General features: G+C 59.0%; 13 protein-coding genes and 4 tRNA genes. 15 read left to right on the forward strand and 2 right to left on the reverse strand.

The genetic code is table 11. The annotated features are described in order from the left end of the window. Positions 1-54 precede the first annotated feature (54 nt). The 15 genes from wecB to G9X48_RS00585 all read left to right on the forward strand — a co-directional run bounded on the left by wecB (position 55) and on the right by G9X48_RS00585 (position 17,081). The gene (gene wecB / locus G9X48_RS00520) at positions 55-1,185 is read left to right on the forward strand and encodes a UDP-N-acetylglucosamine 2-epimerase (non-hydrolyzing) (RefSeq protein WP_004386380.1); all 1,131 of its coding nucleotides are present in this window, start codon (positions 55-57) and stop codon (positions 1,183-1,185) included. Further along, positions 1,182-2,444, forward strand: a complete 1,263-nt coding sequence (wecC, locus tag G9X48_RS00525; protein WP_004386379.1) for a UDP-N-acetyl-D-mannosamine dehydrogenase — start codon at positions 1,182-1,184, stop codon at positions 2,442-2,444. The genes wecB and wecC overlap by 4 nt, the downstream gene beginning before the upstream one ends. A 21-nt stretch (positions 2,445-2,465) precedes the next feature. Continuing rightward, positions 2,466-3,149, forward strand: coding sequence for a dTDP-4-amino-4,6-dideoxy-D-galactose acyltransferase (gene rffC / locus G9X48_RS00530; RefSeq protein WP_004386376.1), 684 nt, complete (start codon positions 2,466-2,468; stop codon positions 3,147-3,149). Positions 3,150-3,154: 5 nt separating this feature from the next. Next, the gene (gene rffA / locus G9X48_RS00535; RefSeq protein WP_032988508.1) at positions 3,155-4,285 is read left to right on the forward strand and encodes a dTDP-4-amino-4,6-dideoxygalactose transaminase; all 1,131 of its coding nucleotides are present in this window, start codon (positions 3,155-3,157) and stop codon (positions 4,283-4,285) included. A gap of 1 nt (position 4,286) precedes the next feature. Continuing rightward, entirely contained in the window at positions 4,287-5,537 is a 1,251-nt protein-coding gene (wzxE, locus tag G9X48_RS00540; RefSeq protein WP_004386373.1) for a lipid III flippase WzxE, read from the forward strand. Beyond that, positions 5,534-6,610 (forward strand): TDP-N-acetylfucosamine:lipid II N-acetylfucosaminyltransferase, encoded by a 1,077-nt coding sequence (locus tag G9X48_RS00545; RefSeq protein ID WP_097641350.1) that lies wholly within the window; start codon positions 5,534-5,536, stop codon positions 6,608-6,610. The genes wzxE and G9X48_RS00545 overlap by 4 nt, the downstream gene beginning before the upstream one ends. Next, the gene (wzyE, locus tag G9X48_RS00550; protein ID WP_032988507.1) at positions 6,607-7,971 is read left to right on the forward strand and encodes an ECA oligosaccharide polymerase; all 1,365 of its coding nucleotides are present in this window, start codon (positions 6,607-6,609) and stop codon (positions 7,969-7,971) included. The genes G9X48_RS00545 and wzyE overlap by 4 nt, the downstream gene beginning before the upstream one ends. Before the next feature lie 15 nt (positions 7,972-7,986). After that, positions 7,987-8,727, forward strand: coding sequence for a lipopolysaccharide N-acetylmannosaminouronosyltransferase (gene wecG / locus G9X48_RS00555; RefSeq protein ID WP_029039575.1), 741 nt, complete (start codon positions 7,987-7,989; stop codon positions 8,725-8,727). A gap of 225 nt (positions 8,728-8,952) precedes the next feature. Continuing rightward, positions 8,953-10,338: an amino acid permease gene (locus tag G9X48_RS00560; RefSeq protein WP_097641351.1), complete on the forward strand. Its 1,386-nt coding sequence runs from the start codon at positions 8,953-8,955 to the stop codon at positions 10,336-10,338. A 102-nt stretch (positions 10,339-10,440) separates the two neighbouring features. Beyond that, a tRNA-Arg gene (locus tag G9X48_RS00565) sits at positions 10,441-10,517 on the forward strand. 54 nt (positions 10,518-10,571) lie between these two features. Then, a tRNA-His gene (locus tag G9X48_RS00570) sits at positions 10,572-10,647 on the forward strand. Between the two features lie 22 nt (positions 10,648-10,669). Then, positions 10,670-10,755, forward strand: a tRNA-Leu gene (locus G9X48_RS00575). Between the two features lie 36 nt (positions 10,756-10,791). Then, positions 10,792-10,868: transfer RNA gene (locus G9X48_RS00580), tRNA-Pro, on the forward strand. 628 nt (positions 10,869-11,496) lie between these two features. Then, positions 11,497-12,915, forward strand: a complete 1,419-nt coding sequence (locus G9X48_RS21340; RefSeq protein ID WP_237728441.1) for an Ig-like domain-containing protein — start codon at positions 11,497-11,499, stop codon at positions 12,913-12,915. Then, entirely contained in the window at positions 12,801-17,081 is a 4,281-nt protein-coding gene (locus G9X48_RS00585) for an Ig-like domain-containing protein (protein ID WP_234451535.1), read from the forward strand. Before G9X48_RS21340 ends, G9X48_RS00585 begins: the two co-directional genes overlap by 115 nt. A 692-nt stretch (positions 17,082-17,773) precedes the next feature. Here the strand turns inward: G9X48_RS00585 and hemY are convergent. Together hemY and hemX are read right to left on the reverse strand one after the other, a co-directional pair. Beyond that, on the reverse strand, positions 17,774-18,970 hold the full coding sequence (gene hemY, locus G9X48_RS00590; RefSeq protein ID WP_007704461.1) for a protoheme IX biogenesis protein HemY: 1,197 nt from the start codon (positions 18,968-18,970) through the stop codon (positions 17,774-17,776). Beyond that, positions 18,970-20,166, reverse strand: a complete 1,197-nt coding sequence (hemX, locus tag G9X48_RS00595; RefSeq protein WP_014729815.1) for a uroporphyrinogen-III C-methyltransferase — start codon at positions 20,164-20,166, stop codon at positions 18,970-18,972. Before hemX ends, hemY begins: the two co-directional genes overlap by 1 nt. Position 20,167: the final 1 nt, after the last annotated feature.

A 20,167-nucleotide genomic window follows, 5' to 3' on the forward strand; every position in this document is an offset into this window, starting at 1 on the left:
CGCGTCCTGAATGAAGGCGCGCGTCGCCTTCATCGCCAACTGAAGAGAATCGTTGTGAGAGTACTAACCGTTTTTGGCACGCGACCAGAAGCCATCAAAATGGCACCGCTGGTTCATGCGCTGGCACAGGATCCCGCGTTCGACACCCGGGTTTGCGTCACCGCTCAGCACAGACAGATGCTGGATCAGGTGCTGCATCTTTTTTCCATTGTGCCGGATTACGATCTGAACATCATGAAGCCCGGACAGGGGCTTACCGAGATCACCTGTCGCATTCTGGAAGGGCTGAAACCGATTCTGACCGAATTCCGCCCGGATGTCGTTCTGGTGCATGGCGATACGACAACCACCATCGCGACCAGCCTGGCCGCGTTTTATCAGCGTATTCCCGTCGGTCACGTTGAAGCGGGGCTGCGTACGGGCGATCTCTATTCGCCGTGGCCGGAGGAGGCCAACCGTACGCTCACCGGTCATCTGGCGATGTACCACTTCGCCCCGACCGAACTGTCGCGCCAGAATCTGCTGCGCGAGAACATTCCGGACGCGCGGATTTTTGTCACCGGCAATACCGTTATCGATGCGCTAATCGCTGTGCGCGATCGCGTGATGGCGGATGAACCGCTGCGCCTGCGCCTCGAAACGCAGTACCCGTTCCTCGATGGCGACAAGAAAATGATCCTGGTAACGGGCCATCGCCGCGAAAGTTTCGGCGAAGGATTCGAGCAGATTTGCCGCGCGCTGGCGGATATCGCCGCGCAAAACCGCGATGTCCAGATTGTCTATCCCGTACATCTCAACCCCAACGTTACCGAGCCGGTCAACCGTATCCTGGGCCACATCGACAACATAGTGCTGATTGAGCCGCAGGAGTACCTGCCGTTTGTCTGGCTGATGAACCACGCCTGGCTGATCCTGACCGACTCCGGCGGCATTCAGGAAGAGGCACCGTCGCTTGGCAAACCAGTACTGGTAATGCGAGAAACCACCGAGCGCCCGGAAGCGGTCGAGGCGGGTACGGTGCGTCTGGTGGGCACGGACACGCAGCGTATCGTTGCCGAAGTGACGCGACTGCTGCACGACGAGGCGGCGTACCAGGCCATGAGCCACGCCCATAACCCTTATGGCGACGGCCAGGCATGCGAACGGATATTACATGCACTTAAAAATAATCGGGTATCACTATGAGTTTTAATACCATTTCGGTGATTGGTCTGGGTTATATCGGTTTACCCACCGCGGCGGCATTCGCGTCGCGTGAAAAACAGGTCATCGGCATCGACATTAATCAGCATGCGGTCGATACCATTAACCGGGGTGAAATTCATATTGTCGAGCCAGAGCTCGATAAGGTTGTCAAAACCGCCGTGGAAGGCGGCTTCCTGCGCGCCAGCACAACGCCCGTTGAAGCGGACGCGTATCTCATCGCCGTTCCCACGCCGTTCAAAGGCGATCACGAGCCGGATATGGCCTACGTGCAGGCGGCGGCGGAATCTGTCGCGCCGGTGCTGCGTAAAGGCGCGCTGGTGATTCTGGAATCCACGTCGCCCGTCGGCGCGACCGAACAGATGGCGCAATGGCTTGCGGCGCTGCGTCCGGATCTCAGCTTCCCGCAGCAGGCGGGCGAGGCGGCGGATATCAATATCGCCTACTGTCCGGAGCGCGTGCTGCCGGGCCAGGTAATGGTTGAACTGATTAAAAACGACCGCGTGATTGGTGGGATGACGCCGGTCTGCTCGGCGCGCGCCAGCGAACTCTACAAAATCTTCCTGGAAGGTGAGTGTGTAGTCACTAACTCCCGCACCGCCGAGATGTGCAAGCTCACCGAGAACAGCTTCCGCGATGTGAATATTGCGTTCGCCAACGAGCTGTCGCTGATTTGTGCCGATCAGGGCATTAACGTCTGGGAGCTGATTCGCCTCGCCAACCGCCATCCGCGCGTAAATATCCTGCAACCAGGGCCGGGCGTGGGCGGCCACTGCATCGCCGTCGACCCATGGTTTATCGTGGCGCAGAACCCACAGCAGGCGCGTCTCATCCGTACCGCGCGTGAAGTGAACGACCACAAACCGCACTGGGTGATTCAGCAGGTAAAAAGCACGCTGGCGGACTGCCTCGCTGCGACCAACCGCCGCGCCAGCGAAGTGAAAATCGCCTGCTTTGGCCTGGCGTTTAAACCGAATATCGATGATTTACGCGAAAGCCCGGCGATGGAAATCGCTGAGCTTATCGCCGACTGGCACAGCGGTGAAACGCTGGTCGTCGAGCCCAACATCCATACGCTGCCGACACGCCTTGAAGGCAAGTGCAAACTGAGCGCGCTTGATGACGCGCTGGCGCAGGCCGACGTGCTGGTGATGCTGGTAGACCATCAGCAGTTCAAAGCGATTGACGGCTCGACGCTCAATCACACCTGGGTCGTCGACACCAAAGGCGTCTGGCGGTGAACCCTTTGCTGGAGCTGCCCGATGCATGTCCACGCCACCCTTGATCCTCTTGAGTGGGAAAGCCACTTTTTCGGCATCGACAGCGCGATTGTCCGTTTCTCTGATACCGCGCCACAGTTAGACGTGGCGCAATTAGACGCCTGGTCGCGCGTGCAGGCGAAAGTGCCCGCCGCCCGCTGCGATCTGCTGGACGGCCTGGCGCAGCTCGGCTTTCAGCTGGTGGAGGGCGAAGTGGATTTCGCGCTGACACTCACGCCTGATGCGCCCGCGCGCGACGCGCAGATAACCACCGCCACGCCCGATGATATTCCACTGCTGCGCGACGCGGCGGCGGAGGCGTTTGCCATGAGTCGGTTTCGCGCGCCCTGGTATGCGCCTGACGCCAGCGGACGGTTTTACGCGCAGTGGGTCGAAAACGCGGTTAAAGGCGCGTTCGATCACGAATGTCTTATCCTGCGCACGCCGCAGGGAGCGCTGCGTGGTTTCGTGACGCTGCGCGCGCTTAACGAACAAGAAGCCCGTATCGGCCTGCTGGCCGGTCGCGGCGCCGGAGAAGCCCTGATGCAGGCGGCGCGCCACTGGTGCGTCACGCGCGGGCTTTATACCTTGCGGGTTGCGACGCAGGCGGGCAACCGCGCCGCGCTGCGCCGCTATATTGCCAGCGGCGGCAACATCGAAAGCACCGCTTATTGGTTATACAGGTAACTATCATGATCCCATTTAACGCACCGCCCGTGGTTGGCACGGAAATCGACTATATGCAGTCTGCGATGAGCAGCGGCAAGCTGTGCGGCGACGGCGGTTTTACCCGCCGCTGCCAGCAGTGGATGGAGCAGCGTTTCGGCAGCCCGAAAGTGTTGCTGACGCCGTCCTGCACCGCGTCGCTGGAGATGGCGGCGCTGCTGCTGAACATCCAGCCGGGCGATGAAGTGATCATGCCGAGCTTTACGTTCGTCTCCACTGCTAACGCCTTTGTGCTGCGCGGCGCGAAAATCGTCTTTGTGGATGTGCGTCCGGACACCATGAATATCGATGAAACGCGGATTGAAGCGGCCATCACCGATAAAACCCGCGCCATCGTGCCGGTGCATTACGCGGGCGTGGCCTGCGAGATGGACACCATTATGGCGATTGCCGAAAAGCACCAACTCTATGTGGTGGAAGACGCCGCGCAGGGCGTGATGTCGACCTATAAAGGCCGTGCGCTCGGCACTATCGGCCACATCGGCTGCTTTAGCTTCCATGAAACCAAAAACTATACCGCCGGTGGCGAAGGCGGCGCGACGCTGATTAACGATCCGGCGCTGATAGAGCGTGCGGAGATCATTCGCGAAAAAGGCACCAACCGCAGCCAGTTCTTCCGCGGTCAGGTAGATAAATATACCTGGCGCGATATCGGCTCCAGCTACCTGATGTCCGATTTGCAGGCCGCCTATCTCTGGGCGCAGCTGGAAGCGGCAGACCGCATTAACCAGCAGCGCCTGACGCTGTGGCAAACCTATTACGACGCGCTCGCCCCGCTGGCGCGCGCCGGACGCATCACGCTGCCGTCGATCCCCGATACCTGCCGCCATAACGCGCATATGTTTTACATTAAGCTTCGCGATATCGACGACCGCAGCAAGCTCATCGCGTACCTCAAAGAGGCCGAAATCCTGGCGGTGTTCCACTACATTCCGCTGCATGGCTGTCCGGCGGGCGAAAAATTCGGCGAGTTCCACGGCGAAGACCGTTTCACTACCGCCGAGAGCGAACGCCTGCTGCGCCTGCCGCTGTTCTTTAACCTCGCGCCGGTTAACCAGCGCACGGTGATCAATACGCTGCTGAGCTATTTCGGCTGATATGTCGCTCGCTAAAGCTTCCGTGTGGACCGCCGGGTCCACGCTTATCAAAATCGGCGCGGGGCTTGTGGTCGTCAAACTGCTGGCGGTCGCGTTTGGCCCTGCAGGCGTCGGGCAGGCGGGGAATTTCCGCCAGCTGATTACGGTGCTCGGCGTGCTGGCCGGGGCGGGCATTTTCAACGGCGTGACGAAACTGGTCGCGCAACATCAGCATGACGCCGCTGGGCTGCAGCGCGTCACGGGCACGGCATCGGCGATGGTGCTGGGCTTCTCGACGTTACTGGCGGTAATTTTTCTGCTGGCGGCCGGGCCGATTAGCGTTGGCCTGTTTGGCCATGCTCGCTATGAAAACGTGGTGCGCATGGTGGCCTTTATCCAGATGGGGATCGCCTGGGCTAACCTCACGCTCGCCATTATCAAAGGCTTTCGCGACGCGGCGGGCAACGCGCTGGCGCTGATTATCGGCAGTCTTATCGGCGTGGTAGCGTATTACGCCTGTTTTCGTCTCGGCGGGTATGAAGGCGCGCTGCTGGGCCTGGCGCTGGTGCCTGCGCTGGTCGCCATCCCGGCGGTCTGGATGCTGATGCGGCGCGAGCATGTGCCGCTGCGCTATCTGAAACCGTCCTGGGACGGCCCGCTGGCGCGCCATCTCGGTAAATTCACGCTGATGGCCCTGATGACCGCGGTAACGCTGCCGGTCGCGTATGTAATGATGCGAAACCTGCTGGCCGCTCGCTACGGGTGGGATGCCGTCGGCATCTGGCAGGGCGTGAGCAGTATCTCCGACGCCTATTTACAGTTTATTACCGCGTCATTCAGCGTCTGGCTGCTGCCTACGCTCTCCCGCCTTGAGGCGAAGCGCGACATCACCCGCGAAATCGGACGCGCGCTGAAGTTTGTGCTGCCTGCGGTGGCGACGGCGAGCTTCGCGGTCTGGCTGCTGCGTGATTTCGCCATCTGGCTGCTGTTCTCGCCGCAGTTTACCGCGATGCGTGACCTCTTCGCCTGGCAACTGGTGGGCGACGTACTGAAAGTGGGCGCTTACGTCTTCGGCTATCTGATCATCGCGAAAGCCTCGCTGCGCTTTTATATTTTGACGGAAGTCAGCCAGTTTGCTTTATTAACCGGCTTTTCATACTGGCTGATCCCGGCGCACGGCGCGGCAGGGGCGGCCCAGGCCTATATGGCGACCTATATTGTCTATTTCGCCCTCTGTTGTGGCGTATTTTTACTCTGGCGCAGACAGACATGACAGCATTGATTCACGTTCTGGGGTCCGATATTCCCCATCATAACCAGACGGTACTGCGTTTCTTTAACGATGAGCTGGCAGAGGCTAACGAACAGGCGCGCCGCTTTATGGTGGTGAGCGCCGATGAACAACTCGGCCAGCAGTACCCGGCGCTTTCGCTGAGCATTTATCCCGATAAAAAATCGCTTGCCCGCGCAGTGGTGACGTTGGCGCGTGAAAACCGCCAGCAGCGCTTCTTTCTGCATGGTCAGTTTAATGCGCCGCTTTGGCTGGCGCTGCTTGGCGGCGGGCTGAAGCCCGCGCAGGTGAGCTGGCATATCTGGGGCGCAGATCTCTACGAAGCCTCGCGCAGCCTGAAGTTTCAGCTCTTTTACCGGCTGCGCCGACTGGCGCAGGGGCGTGTAGGCCAGGTGTTCGCCACGCGTGGCGATCTCAGCCACTTTGCGAAGCGTCATCCCGGCGTGCCGGGCGAGCTGCTCTATTTCCCGACGCGCATGGATGAAGGGTTAAACCAGCTGCCGCCGCCTGAGCGTGACGGCAAGTTAACGATTCTGGTGGGCAACTCCGGCGATCGGAGCAATGACCATATCGCGGCGTTGCAGGCGGTGCATCAGCAGTTTGGTGATAACGTCAACGTGATTGTGCCGATGGGATATCCTTCGAATAACGACGCGTGGATAGACGAAGTGACGCGAGCCGGGCAGGCGCTGTTCAGCCCGGAAAACCTTAACATCCTGCGTGAAAAGCTCGATTTCGACGCGTATCTGACGCTGCTGCGCCAGTGCGATCTCGGCTATTTCATTTTTGCGCGCCAGCAGGGGATCGGCACGCTGTGCCTGCTCATTCAGGCGGGCGTCCCGTGCGTGCTGAGCCGCGAGAACCCGTTCTGGCAGGATATGGTGGAACAAAATCTGCCGGTATTGTTTACCGGCGATAAGCTTAACGAGGTGACGGTGCGCGAGGCGCAGCGTCAGTTGCAGATGGTCGATAAATCGCAAATCGCGTTCTTTAAGCCTAACTACCTGGCCGGCTGGCACCGCGCGCTGCGTATCGCTTCAGGAGAAGTGGCATGAGCTTACTGCAATTCAGCGGCCTGTTTATCGTCTGGCTGCTGGCGACGCTGTTTATCGGCACGCTGACCTGGTTTGAGTTCCGCCGGGTGCGGTTTAACTTTAACGTCTTTTTCTCGCTGCTGTTCCTGTTGACGTTTTTCTTCGGCTTTCCGCTGACTAGCATTCTGGTGTTTCGCTTTAACGTGGCGGTGGTGCCTGCGGAAGTGTTGTTGCAGGCGCTGCTTTCAGCGGGCTGTTTCTACGCGGTCTATTACGTCACCTATAAAACGCGGTTGCGGACGGCACGGACGCAGGCAGCGTCCTCCGGCGGCGGGCTGTTTACCATGAACCGCGTTGAAACCCATCTGGCGTGGATGGTCATGATGGCGGTCGCGCTGGTGAGCGTCGGCATTTTCTTTATGCATAACGGCTTTCTGCTGTTCCGGCTGCACTCCTACAGCCAGATTTTCTCCAGCGAAGTCTCCGGCGTGGCGCTGAAGCGCTTTTTCTACTTCTTTATACCGGCGATGCTGGTGGTCTATTTCCTGCGTCAGAGCAGCCGCGCGTGGCTCTTTTTCCTCGTCAGTACCGTCGGGTTTGGCCTGCTGACGTATATGATTGTTGGCGGCACGCGCGCCAATATCATTATTGCGTTCGCAATCTTCCTGTTTATCGGCATTATTCGCGGCTGGATCTCGCCTGGCATGCTGGCTGCGGCAGGCGTGATGGGGATTGTCGGGATGTTCTGGCTGGCGCTGAAGCGCTATGGGCTTAACGTCAGCGGCGACGAAGCGTTTTACACCTTTCTTTACCTCACGCGTGACACCTTCTCGCCGTGGGAAAACCTGGCGCTGCTGTTGCAACACTACGGTGACATTGAGTTTCAGGGGCTGGCACCGATTGCGCGCGATTTCTATGTGTTTATTCCGTCATGGGTCTGGCCTGACAGGCCGCATATCGTGCTCAACACCGCTAACTATTTCACCTGGGAAGTGCTGAATAACCACTCGGGGCTGGCTATCTCCCCGACGCTGCTTGGCTCGCTGGTGGTGATGGGCGGCGTGTGGTTTATCCCGCCTGGCGCGGTGGTGGTCGGGTTGATTATTAAATGGTTCGACTGGCTGTATGAGCGCGGCAACCATGAACCGAACCGCTATAAGGCCGCGATTCTGCACAGCTTCTGCTTCGGCGCTATCTTCAACATGATTGTGTTGGCCCGTGAAGGGCTGGATGCCTTTGTGTCGCGCGTGATCTTTTTTATGGTGGTCTTCGGTGCCTGTCTGGTCGTCGCGAAACTGATTTACTGGCTGCTGGATAGCGCAGGGCTTATCCAGCCGCGCCGTCGTCGTGCCGCGCCGCTGTCGCCAACGGAAACGCTTTAAGGTTAAGGGAATATAATGTCTGAACAGGTCACCGCCCCGGTCTATACGCTTCGCGGCCTGCCGCTGCTGGGGTGGCGCGATATGCAACACGCGCTCGATTATCTCTATGCCGATGGCTCGCTGCGCCACGGCACGCTGGTGGCGATTAACGCCGAGAAGATGCTGGCGCTGGAGGCGGATGCCGAAGTCCGCAGTCTGATTGAAGCGGCGGAGTTTAAATATGCCGACGGCATTAGCGTCGTGCGTTCGGTCCGTAAAAAGTATCCCCAGGCGAAAGTGTCGCGTGTGGCGGGTGCCGATCTCTGGGAGGCGCTGATGGCGCGCGCCGGACGCGAAGGCACGCCGGTGTTTCTGGTGGGCGGCAAGCCGCAGGTGCTGGCGCAAACTATCGAAAAGCTCAAGCGGCAGTGGAATGTGAATATTGTCGACGCGCAGGATGGCTATTTTAAGCCAGAGGAGCGAGCGGCGCTGTTTGCGCGCATCCGCGACAGCGGCGCACAGATTGTCACGGTGGCGATGGGCTCGCCGCGCCAGGAGATTTTTATGCGCGACTGCCGTCTCGTTCACCCTGACGCCCTGTATATGGGCGTCGGCGGCACCTATGATGTATTCACGGGCCATGTGAAACGCGCGCCGAAAGCGTGGCAAAACCTGGGGCTGGAATGGCTCTACCGTTTGCTCTCCCAGCCGAGCCGTCTCAAACGCCAGCTGCGCCTGCTGCGCTATCTGGGCTGGCACTATACCGGCAGGCTCTAATCCTGAGGCGGCGTCTGCCGATGCCGCCGTTTCTCTTCTGATGATTTATTGCGCAGTAAGCGCATTTTTACCACGCATTATTTGCCATTTCTCTCAAATTGCGGAACCATTCGCCCGCCCCTTGCCGGGACGCGGCAGGGTTACGCTGCCCGCAGGCGCGTCGTTATTCACCATCACAATAACCAGGTTCACCTGGACGCACGTGAAACACAACACAGAGGATCTATGGCAGAGAATAAACCGGAACTACAGCGAGGGCTGGAGGCCCGACATATCGAGCTGATTGCGCTCGGCGGCACTATCGGGGTGGGGCTGTTTATGGGCGCCGCCAGCACGCTGAAATGGGCGGGGCCGTCGGTGCTGCTGGCCTACATCATCGCCGGGCTGTTCGTCTTTTTCATTATGCGCTCTATGGGCGAAATGCTGTTCCTTGAGCCGGTAACCGGTTCGTTCGCCGTTTACGCGCACCGCTATATGAGCCCGTTTTTCGGCTATCTCACCGCGTGGTCCTACTGGTTTATGTGGATGGCGGTGGGTATTTCGGAAATCACCGCCATCGGGGTTTACGTCCAGTTCTGGTTCCCGGAGATGGCGCAGTGGATACCCGCGCTGATTGCCGTGGGGCTGGTCGCGCTGGCGAACCTTGCAGCGGTGCGGTTGTATGGCGAAATCGAGTTCTGGTTCGCGATGATTAAAGTCACCACCATTATCGTCATGATAGTGGTTGGGCTTGGCGTGATTTTCTTTGGCTTCGGCAACGGCGGACATGCCATTGGCTTCGGCAATCTCACCTCGCACGGCGGTTTCTTTGCAGGCGGCTGGAAAGGCTTTCTGACAGCACTCTGTATCGTCGTGGCGTCATACCAGGGCGTTGAGCTGATTGGCATTACCGCGGGCGAAGCGAAAAACCCACAGGTGACGCTGCGCAGCGCGGTTGGCAAAGTGCTGTGGCGCATCCTGATTTTCTATGTAGGCGCGATTTTCGTTATCGTGACTATCTTCCCGTGGGATGAGATTGGCAGCAACGGCAGCCCGTTTGTCCTGACCTTCGCAAAAATCGGCATCACCGCCGCGGCAGGCATTATCAACTTCGTGGTGCTGACCGCCGCGCTCTCCGGCTGCAACAGCGGCATGTACAGCTGCGGGCGTATGCTCTATGCGCTGGCGAAAAACCGCCAGTTACCGGCGGCGATGGGCAAAGTCTCCCGCAACGGCGTACCGGTGGCGGGGGTCGCGCTCTCCATTGTTATCCTGCTGGTGGGCTCGTGCCTGAACTACATTATCCCGAATCCGCAGCGCGTGTTTGTTTATGTCTACAGCGCCAGCGTGCTGCCGGGTATGGTGCCGTGGTTTGTTATCCTGATTAGCCAGCTGCGCTTTCGCCAGACGCACCAGGCGGCGATTGCCTCGCATCCGTTCCGCTCCGTGCTATTCCCGTGGGCGAATTACCTGACGATGGCGTTCCTGGTCTGCGTGCTGGTGGGCATGGGATTCAACGACGATACGCGGATGTCGCTGATTGTCGGCGCGATTTTCCTGGTACTGGTGAGCGTTATTTATAAGCTTTTCGGGTTCGATCGCTACGGTTCGCCCCCCAAAGTGGACGGATAACCGCCAGAATGCGCAAAGCATAACCAAACGCGCATTTTCTTCAAAAAAGCACTAGACAGCAGGGCGCGAAGTCCGTAGTATCCCCACCCGCAACGGCGCTACGCGCCCGTAGCTCAGCTGGATAGAGCGCTGCCCTCCGGAGGCAGAGGTCTCAGGTTCGAATCCTGTCGGGCGCGCCATTTAACCGGCGCTTGAGCTGCGGTGGTTTTAATACCGCGTGAAAGAATACAGTGGTGGCTATAGCTCAGTTGGTAGAGCCCTGGATTGTGATTCCAGTTGTCGTGGGTTCGAGTCCCATTAGCCACCCCATTATTTAAGAGTTTGTGGCGATGCGAAGGTGGCGGAATTGGTAGACGCGCTAGCTTCAGGTGTTAGTGTCCTTCGGACGTGGGGGTTCAAGTCCCCCCCCTCGCACCACTACTTGATTGAACAAAAAAGTCAAAAAGCAGTATACGGCGAGTAGCGCAGCTTGGTAGCGCAACTGGTTTGGGACCAGTGGGTCGGAGGTTCGAATCCTCTCTCGCCGACCACTTTTGAACCTCGCTTCGGCGAGGTTTTTTGTTTTCCGCCTCCTGCCGCTTTACTTCCGTACTTTATTTTTCCAGAAACTTTTCTCGTTTCTTAAACACTTCTCGTGTTGTTATCTGCCTGCCGTACTGTAATCGCGCTCACAAAATTCGGTTAGCGTTTTTAATCAGTTTCTGTGCTAATGATTAAATCTGCCGCTGCGCTTTATTGACCACTTTTTATTTTGAAATGAGGGTTTTTTATGATTAATGATTTATTTTTGGTGATGCATTGTTAATTTTAGCCGCCTTTAAGATTGGTGGTTGCCAATTAATATTAGCCAGATTGCTTTTATATAATTTTCGGTGATGAGCGAAAAAATATAATGCATTGATTTTAAAAGAACCCTGCGCAAATCCTCATGAATTAATTGACTGCTAATTTTTAATTAGACCATTTGAAATTTTCCCAACACCCATTACACCTATTACATATCTGAAATTAAGCCGTCGGGACTGAATGCCTGGAATTTTCCTCGCGTTGCCGTCTTCCCTGCTCTGTGCGCCTTTTCTGAGCACAGCCCGTTTTTCTCTTCCCGTTGTTTGCGGAACGTTCTGTTTTGACATACGTGACAAAAATAAGTGAGGGGTTATGGCAACAATTCTCGATGGCAGCGCAACCGCGCAGGCATTAACCATTCAAACGCTGGCGCGTCATGGCGGCGAATTAATTACCACCGTACAGGCGCAGGGCACCCGGACATTAATACTGTCGGAGCCTTCCGTGGTGCGTATTCAGGCAACGCCTGATGCGGTGCTGCATTACGAACGTCAGGGCGATGACCTAATTCTGCATATGCAAAACGGCAGTATCGTCGTCTGTAAAAACTATTTTGCCGAGCAGGACGGCTATCACAGCGAATTATTATTTGATGACGGAAAACATCCGCCGGTTCATGCCGTCTTTCCCTCGAATGAAACGATGGCCGCCAGCGCGCCTGGATTGACGCCGGAATATCAGACGGTAGACAGCATTGAGCCGCTGCTTATCGGCGACAGTCATACGATGGCTATTCTGGGACCAATTCTCGGCGCGGTGGCGCTCGGCGGCGTGATTGCCGCGGCAGGTTCCGGCGGTGGCGGTGGTGGCGATAACGACCGGGGCGGCGACAATGGCGGGAACAGCGGCAGCAATGGCACCATCAAACTCAACACGCTTTCCGGCGACGGCATGCTGAATGCCCAGGAAGCGCAAAGCGCGCTGGTGGTCAGCGGCCAGACCGTGAATGTGGCCCCTGGCACGACGGTCACGGTGACGATTAACGGCAAAACCTACACCACTACCGTTGCGGCGGATAATACCTGGTCGCTGACGGTTCCGGCAGCCGACGTGCAGGCATTCCCGGACGGCCCGCTGCCGGTGCGCGTGACCACGACCGATACCGCCGGCCATACCATCAGCGCCGAATCGTCATTGGACGTCGCGGCGCAATTCCTGCCCGACCCGCAAATCGCCCCGGTATTTGGCGATGACATGCTGGTGCTGACCGAAAGCCAGGGCAACCAGACCATCAACGGCACGACCGGCATTACCGGCGCGGGCCAAAGCGCGGTAGTCGTGATAAACGGCGTCTCGTACCCGGTCGAGGTCGACAACCAGGGCAACTGGAGCCTGACGCTGACGCCTGCCCAGCTCAGTACGCTGCCGCAGGGTGAACTGCCGATAAGCGTTATCGTCACCGACGCGGCGGGCAATACCGGCAGTAATACGATTATCGCCACGGTCGATACCATTCCGCCGCCGGTTACCGTGTTACCGCTCACGGGCGACAATCTGGTGAACGCCATTGAAAGCAAACTGCCCATTGCGATAAACGGTACCTCTGAGCCCGGCGCGCAAATCATCGTGAGCTATAACAATCAGCAATACACCACCACGACGGGTGCCGACGGCAAATGGAGCGTGCAAATCCCTGCCAATGCGCTCGATGGCATGGCAAACGCAACTATCCGCTCACCGTCACCGCCAAAGACGCAGCCGGCAATACAGGCACCACCAGCGAAACCGTAACCATGGCGCTGACGCCGCCCGCGCCGACACTCAACACGCCGTTTGGCGACGATCTGCTGAACAATAACGACACCAAAGTCACGCAGTTGCTCACCGGGAAAACCGGTGCGTTCGGCGGCTCTCAGGGGGTGATCGTCAACATCGGTGGGCTGGATGTGCTAAGCCACGCCACGCCGGTGCGGGGCAGCGATGGCAAGTGGTCGCTGAATGTCGATCCCGTGGCGGGCGGTAATAACTATCTGGCGACCGTCGATGAGAACGGCAACTGGCAGCTGGCGTTGCCGCCCGATGTGCTCCAGCAGTTTGCGGATGGCGAAATAACGATAACCGTGGTCGCTGTCGATGGCGCAGGGAACTTCGGTGCTGCGCCGCAGCAATCATTCGATGTGGACACCACGCCGCCGGCGCTTGCCGTTACGCCGGTCACCGGCGATGACATCATCACGGCGCTGGAGAGCGGCGCGGATGTGGTAGTGAGTGGCACCAGTAGCGGGCTGGAGAGCGGTCAGAGCGTCAGTGTGCTCATCAACGGTGTGACCTATGTGACGGCCGCCGGGGCCGACGGTAGCTGGAGCGTGACGATACCGGCGGCGAATGTGCAGGCGCTGCCTCAGGGCGATGTGCCCATTTCCGTCAGCGCCAGTGACGCGGCGGGTAACCGCGGCGTGGCGGGGAGCACGGTCACGGTTGATACCGAGGTAGCTCTTACCGTCAACCCTGTCGCGGGCGACGATATCATCAACTCACTGGAGATTGCGGGAGATGTGCCGGTGAGCGGTACGGCATCGGTAGAAGACGCCGGGCGGACGGTGACCGTGACGCTTAACGGTCAGGATTACACCACCACCGTTCAGCCGGACGGTAGCTGGACTGTCAATCTGCCTGCGGCAGACCTTCAGGCGCTCGCTGACGGCCAGCAGCCGCTAACGGTGTCGTTAAGCGACGCCGTGGGTAACAGCGTCACCATTAACCATCCGGTGACGATCGACGCCAGTGCCGCCACGCTGCCGGTACTGTCCATCAACCCGCTGTCCGGCGATGGTTACCTGAACGCCTTCGAGCATACCCGACCGCTTCTGCTGAGCGGCACCAGCACAAACGTTGAAGCGGGGCAGACCGTCACGCTGACGCTCAATGGTAAAACGTATACCGCCACCACGCAGAGCGATGGCAGCTGGAGCGTGGAGGTGCCCGCGTCGGATGTGCTGTTGCTCACCGATCAACAGTGGACTGTCAACGCCAGCGTCACGGATACCAGCGGTAACCCGGCCTCCGCCAGCGGCGATCTCACGGTCGTCGCCCAGACGAACCCGACGATTTCTGTCGATCCGATTGCGACAGACAACATCATTAACGCGACGGAAAAAGGCATCGACCTGACCATTACCGGCGACAGCACGGCTATTGAAGCCGGCCAACCAGTGACGGTGCTCTTTAATGGCGTGACGTATAACGCGCAAGTGGGGAGCGATGGTAGCTGGAGCGTCACCGTCCCTGCCACGGCGCTGAGCGGCCTGAACGACGGGCCACTCAGTGTGGTGGTGGGCTCGCAGGATATCGCCGGGAATCAGGTATCTGCGGGACAGACGGTGACAGTCGATAGCTCTGTCACGCTGACGATAGACACTATTGCGGTGGATGACATCATCAGCGATGCGGAGTCGCAAAGCGACGTGACGATTTCCGGCACAGCGTCCACCGCGGACGCCGGGCGCACCGTCACGGTGACACTGGGTGGCAATACTTACAACGCGACGGTACAGCCGGACGGGACGTGGAGCGTGGATGTGCCGGCAGCAGATGTTCAGGCACAGAGTGACGGTGAGCTGACCGTCACCGCCTCGCTCACCGACGCCGCAGGCAACGCGGTGTCTGTCGATCATCTCGTGACGCTTGATACCACCGCGCCCGTGGTGACCATCAATCCCATCGCGACCGATGATATTGTCAGCGCGGCGGAGGCGGGAGGCCTGGTAACGCTAAGCGGTACGGCAGAGGCCAACAGTACGGTGGTGATCACCATTGGCACGCTGACCTTTAACGCCACGACCAACGCCAGCGGCGTCTGGACGACGGATGTGTCACTCGCCGCACTCGCAGACGGCGACTATACCGCAAACGTGGTGGCGACCGACGCTGCGGGCAACAGCGGCGCAACAAACCGGCCGTTTGAAATGCTGGTGACGCCGCCTGCGCCCACGGTCGAAGCGCTGCCCTTCGGCAATGCGTTTCTGTCGCTGGTGGAATCACAGTCCGATCAAATCGTGACGGGCACAACAGGCACCGCCCACGCGGCAAACGTGGAAGTCGTGATTAACGGCATCACTTATACCGCCACGTTTGATGCCAGCGGCACCTGGCAGATCACCGTGCCCGCGGCGGATTTACAGGCGATGCCCGCCGATGGCTCGCAAATTCCCATCACCGTGACGGTGACCGACACCGCAGGCAATAGCGGCAACGGGAATAACAGCTTCAGCGCGGATTTCGTTCCGCCGTCGCTGACGGTCAATGACGTGACCGGCGACAACCTGATTAACCCGACCGAGGCGGCTGGCGTCATCGCGGTCTCCGGCACGTCCGATCCGGGCAGCGTCGTGACGTTTACCTTAAACGGTGAGACTTACGGCCCGGTGACGACCGCCGGTAACGGCAACTGGAGTATCAATATTCCCGCAGGGCAGCTGGCATCGCTTGCGGATGATGTTTATGACATGGTCGTCACCGCTGAAGATGACGCGGGAAATACCGTCACGGAGACGGTGCCGCTGACGATTGATTTCACCGCGCCGGTTATCACGATTAACGAGCCGCTGGCTGCTGACGGCTACATCAACCAGGCGGAGGCGCAAAGCGGCGTGACGATCACCGGCACCGGCGAAGCCGACCTGCCATTAACGCTGACGCTTAACGGCGTAACCTATAACACCACGGTGCTGGCGAACGGCACCTGGAGCGTGCAGTTGCCTGCCAGCGCGCTGGGCTCTGTGCCGAATGGCGATTACACGCTCAGCGCAACCCAGACGGATGCCGCAGGCAACAGCGGCAGCGACACCGCGCCAGTCAGCGTGCTGAGGACGCTGCCCGCGCCGACCATTACGCTTGCGTATGGTGATGGCTTCCTGAGCCAGGCAGAATCACAAACGGATCAGACGATTACCGGCACCACGGGGCTGAATTCCAGTGCGCTGGTGGAGTCAGCGACGGTCACTATTGGCGGCATCGCCTATACGCCCACCATTAACAGCAACGGTACCTGGAGCGTGACGCTAACGCCGACACAGCTTCAGGCGCTGCCGCAGGGCGCAGTACCGATTCGCGTGGACGTAACCGATGTGGCGGGTAACGCGGGCAGCCGGCAGACCTTCTCTACCGTCGATACCGTTATCCCCACGGTCGATGTGTTACCCGTGACTGGCGATGACATTATCGATCAGACGGAGAGCGCAGGCGGCGGGCTGGTTATCAGCGGTGATTCCGAACCCGGCGCGGAGGTGACTGTCCTCTTTGGCAGCGTCACGCTGACAACGACGGTGCTTGGCGATGGTAGCTGGAGCGTGGCGATCTCACCCGATGCCCTGGCCCAGCCCGAGGGGAGCTATACGCTCGATATTACGTCGCGCGATGACGCCGGTAATCAGGTTTCCACACAGCATACAGTGCAGTTGCAGAACGGCGTGACGCCACCCGCGCTGATGGGACTGTTCGCTGAGCCGCTGCTTATCAGCGACGTGGCGCTGACAGGCACTGACGGTAACGACCACTTTATTCTCAACAGTCTGGATTTCAGCCGGATTGATGGCGGCGCGGGTGTCGATACCTTAACCCTCGGCGACAAGCTGCAGACGCTTAACCTCGCGCAGCTCGGTTTCAAAGTGGCGCACATTGATGTGCTCGATCTCGGTACCAGCGGCAAGGGCAGCCTGACCCTGAATCTCGATAACGCGCTGAACCTGAAAGACGATCCTCACGAGCCGTTGCGTATTACGGGGGACAACGGCGGTGAAGTGACGCTGCTTAATACGCCGGAAGGCATCTGGTCGGTGAGCGGCGTCGAGACTATCGGCGATCACGTGTTCGACGTTTATCACAACAGCGCGCTGGGGTCGACCAACACGCTGGGCGATTTGCTGATTCAGGAAAATGTCCACGTAAAACTGATGTAAGAGAGAAGTGATGGGTTTTAGCGACACTCTGCGTTATACGTGTCGCCCACAGGAGACATATAAGTTTTTAATATCTATAAGGAAAGAAGCCGGGCTGGAAACCGTGTCGCTATTTGATGACACCTGATGGCTGCGCCTGCCGGGTAAACAGTCTTACGGCTCGGTCACAGTAGCGATGAAACAAGGGGTTAGCCGTTGCAGACAAACGCTGCATACCTGGCACGATAAATGCTACAATAGAAATGTAGATGCTCATTCCACTTCTTATGTTTGCTCCGGCTTCATAAACCCAGGAATGACGCAGAGCCGTTTACGGTGCTTATCGTCCACAGACAGATGTCGCTTCGGCCTCATCAAACACCATGGACATAACGTTGAGTGAAGCACCACATTTGTTGTCAAACAGACCTGTTTTGATACCTGCCTTCGGGCAGGTATTTTTTTGCCTGCGCTGTGGGGCATCTTTCGTGCCGTGGCGGTGTTGGCGGCGCGCGCTCACCCCGGTCACTTACTGGTGTAAGCTCCCGGGGATTCACTTGCTTGCCGCCTTGCCACACCACGAAATCTGACCCACAGGCCGAAGGGGCTTTCGCACCGTGGCTGTGTTAGCGGCGCGCGCTCACCACAGTCACTGACGTTAACGACTTACTCAAACCGCAGAGACAAAAAACCCCTCCGAAGAGGGGTGGGGATTATTGCGGGGTGTTTTGCTGTAGCGTCAGCAGCAGGCCGTCGCGGCGCATCGTGGCGGCCTCTTCAGGCTGATGCAGTCGGTCGAGTACGTCTGCAAGCCAGGCGTAATCGAAGGCGTCCGGGCGCTGTTTGAGGGCGGCACGAAACGCGAGGCTCGCCTCTTTCCATTCGCCGTGGGACATCAGCAACTGGCCTAAAGTGCTCCAGAGCAGCGGGCGATCGCCGTAGGTTTTGATCTGCTGGCGCAGCGCTTTTTCGAGCTGCTCCGGGTTACCGGCTTTCAGGCGCGGCATCAGCAGTACCAGCCGATCGTCATACTGGCGCTTCAGGCCATCGAGAATAATTTCCTGCGCGGTCTGATGATCGTCGCACTCGATCAGATGCTCCGCCATCGCCACCTGCAACGCCGGTTGATGGCGCGTTTTACGGCTCTGGTTACGCCACCAGGCTTTCAGACCGTCGCTGCCCTGATCGGCACGCGCCTGATCCATCAGCCCGATCCAGGCCTGACGCGTCAGCGCGTCGCGGTGCTCGTCGTCGCCCACGCCCGCCTTTTGCATCGAAGGAATAATATCCAGCAGTGAGCTCCACGCGCCGGTGCGGATATACGCCTGTTCTGCCAGACGCAGCACTTCCGGGTGGCGTGGCGTGATTTCCAGCAGACGGTCAACGCCGTGACGCGCCGCGTGGTTTTCATTGCGCGCCAGTTGCAGACGCACGCGGGTGATCTCAACCGGGATCTGATCGTTATCCGCCAGCTCCGCCGCGCGCTCAAGATGCTGATTGGCGCGGGCTTCGTCACCGCGCTGCTGGGCGGCTTCCGCGGCCAGCAAATAGTTAACCACCGGCTGTTCCGCGTGATCGGCGTTTTTCGACATCAGCTTTTCAACCTGCTGATAGTCGCCCTCGGCAAGCTTCAGCAGCGCCAGTTTGGTTTGCTTACGTGCGCGGCTGCGTTTGCGGCCCGCGAACCAGCCGCGGGTACGTGCGCCGGTGCGGAACAGGCGGCGCAGCAGCCACTCGATCGCAAACAGCACCACCAGCGAGAGGATCAGGATGATCGCAAGGCCGGTGACGCTGGTTTCAATATTCCAGGTATCGGTCTGGATCAATACATAACCCTGATGGCCTGCCACCATCGGACCGACCACGATCCCGGCGATCAACAGCAGAAACAGCAATAAGACTTTCAGCATTACTGTTCTCCCTGCGTCGGTGCCGCATCTGCCGGAGCCTGGGTCCGCGGGTCGTCAACCTGCGGGACGGCAGCATCGCCCGGTACTGACGGCTGCGCCATCAGGTTACGCACGCGCGTCTGCATGAGTTTTTCCAGAATCGCCTGGCTTTGCAGGGTTTCCGGGAGATCCATGCTGATGTTCTGCTGGGCCAGGTTGTCGATAGATTCCAGAAACGCTTTGGTGCCCGCGTCACTGGTGTCGTAATACGCGCGTACCCACGTCGAGACGTTATCAAGCGACTGCTTGTAGATCTCATCCTGATGGCGCGGCACGGCCTGGGCGGCGACCAGCAAGCGCGAGCGGATATTCTCGCGCAGGTAGATATCCTGATTCGGGGCCAGCAGCGGCACGGCGGTCTCGTCGCGGCGGCGGATGGTAATAAAGCTGTCCATAAAGTTGTGCCAGCTCTTCACCAGATTCTGACGCCATTCACTCAGCGAGCTGGAAAGCTCGCTGCCGTCGCTGTCCATCGGGGCGTCGTCGCTGTCGTTGTCCGCAAGGCGCAGGTTATCGACCTGGTTGGAGAGCTGGTTGAGCTTAAGAATGATGCCGTCGTAATCGACCTGCGTAACGCTCGCCAGCGCGGCGATGTCATCCGTCAGCGCGCGGCGGGCGGTAATAAGGCTCGGATCGTTCATATCGGCGAGGCTCGCATCGGCGCTTTTTAACAGCGCGGCGGCGGTGGTGGCGTCCTGATCGCTCCAGAGCTTACGCCCGGCGAGTTTGACCAGGAAATCCGCCTGGGCGAGCTGCCAGGTTTTGGCGTCGCTGCCGGAGATGGTCGCGACTTTCTTCTGGACTTCATCCAGTTCACGCGCCATCGCTTCCTGCTGGCGGGTGGCGGCCGCGAGCGCGTCAGCCTGCGCCTTAAGGGTTTTCTCAAATTCAGCTTTCTGCGCCTGCTGCTGATTTTGCAACGAGGTTAACTGGGTGGCGAGCGTATCGCTGTTGGCGTTTTGCGTATCGGCCTGCTTTTTACTCCAGGTCCACAGGCCCGCGCCTGTCGCCAGCGCAATGGCGATGGCCACAGCGCTCAGCACCAGCGCGGTTTTGCCGGAGCGGTCTTTTTTCGCGGTCGGTTCCGGCTGTGGCGTTGTCTCCACAACCTGCGGGGTTTCTTCAACCGTAGCAGGGGTGTGTTGTTGTTCCGTCATT

The sequence above is a fragment of the Cronobacter sp. HA18006 genome (assembly GCF_011605445.1).
GTDB lineage: Bacteria > Pseudomonadota > Gammaproteobacteria > Enterobacterales > Enterobacteriaceae > Cronobacter > Cronobacter sakazakii.

Excerpts from the sequence above, each read along its gene's own strand:
- wecC (WP_004386379.1), top strand. The coding sequence starts at position 1,182 with ATGAGTTTTAATACCATTTCGGTGATTGGTCTGGGTTATATCGGTTTA.
- rffC (WP_004386376.1), top strand. The coding sequence starts at position 2,466 with ATGCATGTCCACGCCACCCTTGATCCTCTTGAGTGGGAAAGCCACTTT.
- rffA (WP_032988508.1), top strand. The coding sequence starts at position 3,155 with ATGATCCCATTTAACGCACCGCCCGTGGTTGGCACGGAAATCGACTAT.
- wzxE (WP_004386373.1), top strand. The coding sequence starts at position 4,287 with ATGTCGCTCGCTAAAGCTTCCGTGTGGACCGCCGGGTCCACGCTTATC.
- G9X48_RS00545 (WP_097641350.1), top strand. The coding sequence starts at position 5,534 with ATGACAGCATTGATTCACGTTCTGGGGTCCGATATTCCCCATCATAAC.
- wzyE (WP_032988507.1), top strand. The coding sequence starts at position 6,607 with ATGAGCTTACTGCAATTCAGCGGCCTGTTTATCGTCTGGCTGCTGGCG.
- wecG (WP_029039575.1), top strand. The coding sequence starts at position 7,987 with ATGTCTGAACAGGTCACCGCCCCGGTCTATACGCTTCGCGGCCTGCCG.
- G9X48_RS00560 (WP_097641351.1), top strand. The coding sequence starts at position 8,953 with ATGGCAGAGAATAAACCGGAACTACAGCGAGGGCTGGAGGCCCGACAT.
- G9X48_RS21340 (WP_237728441.1), top strand. The coding sequence starts at position 11,497 with ATGGCAACAATTCTCGATGGCAGCGCAACCGCGCAGGCATTAACCATT.
- G9X48_RS00585 (WP_234451535.1), top strand. The coding sequence starts at position 12,801 with ATGGAGCGTGCAAATCCCTGCCAATGCGCTCGATGGCATGGCAAACGC.
- hemY (WP_007704461.1), bottom strand. The coding sequence starts at position 18,970 with ATGCTGAAAGTCTTATTGCTGTTTCTGCTGTTGATCGCCGGGATCGTG.
- hemX (WP_014729815.1), bottom strand. The coding sequence starts at position 20,166 with ATGACGGAACAACAACACACCCCTGCTACGGTTGAAGAAACCCCGCAG.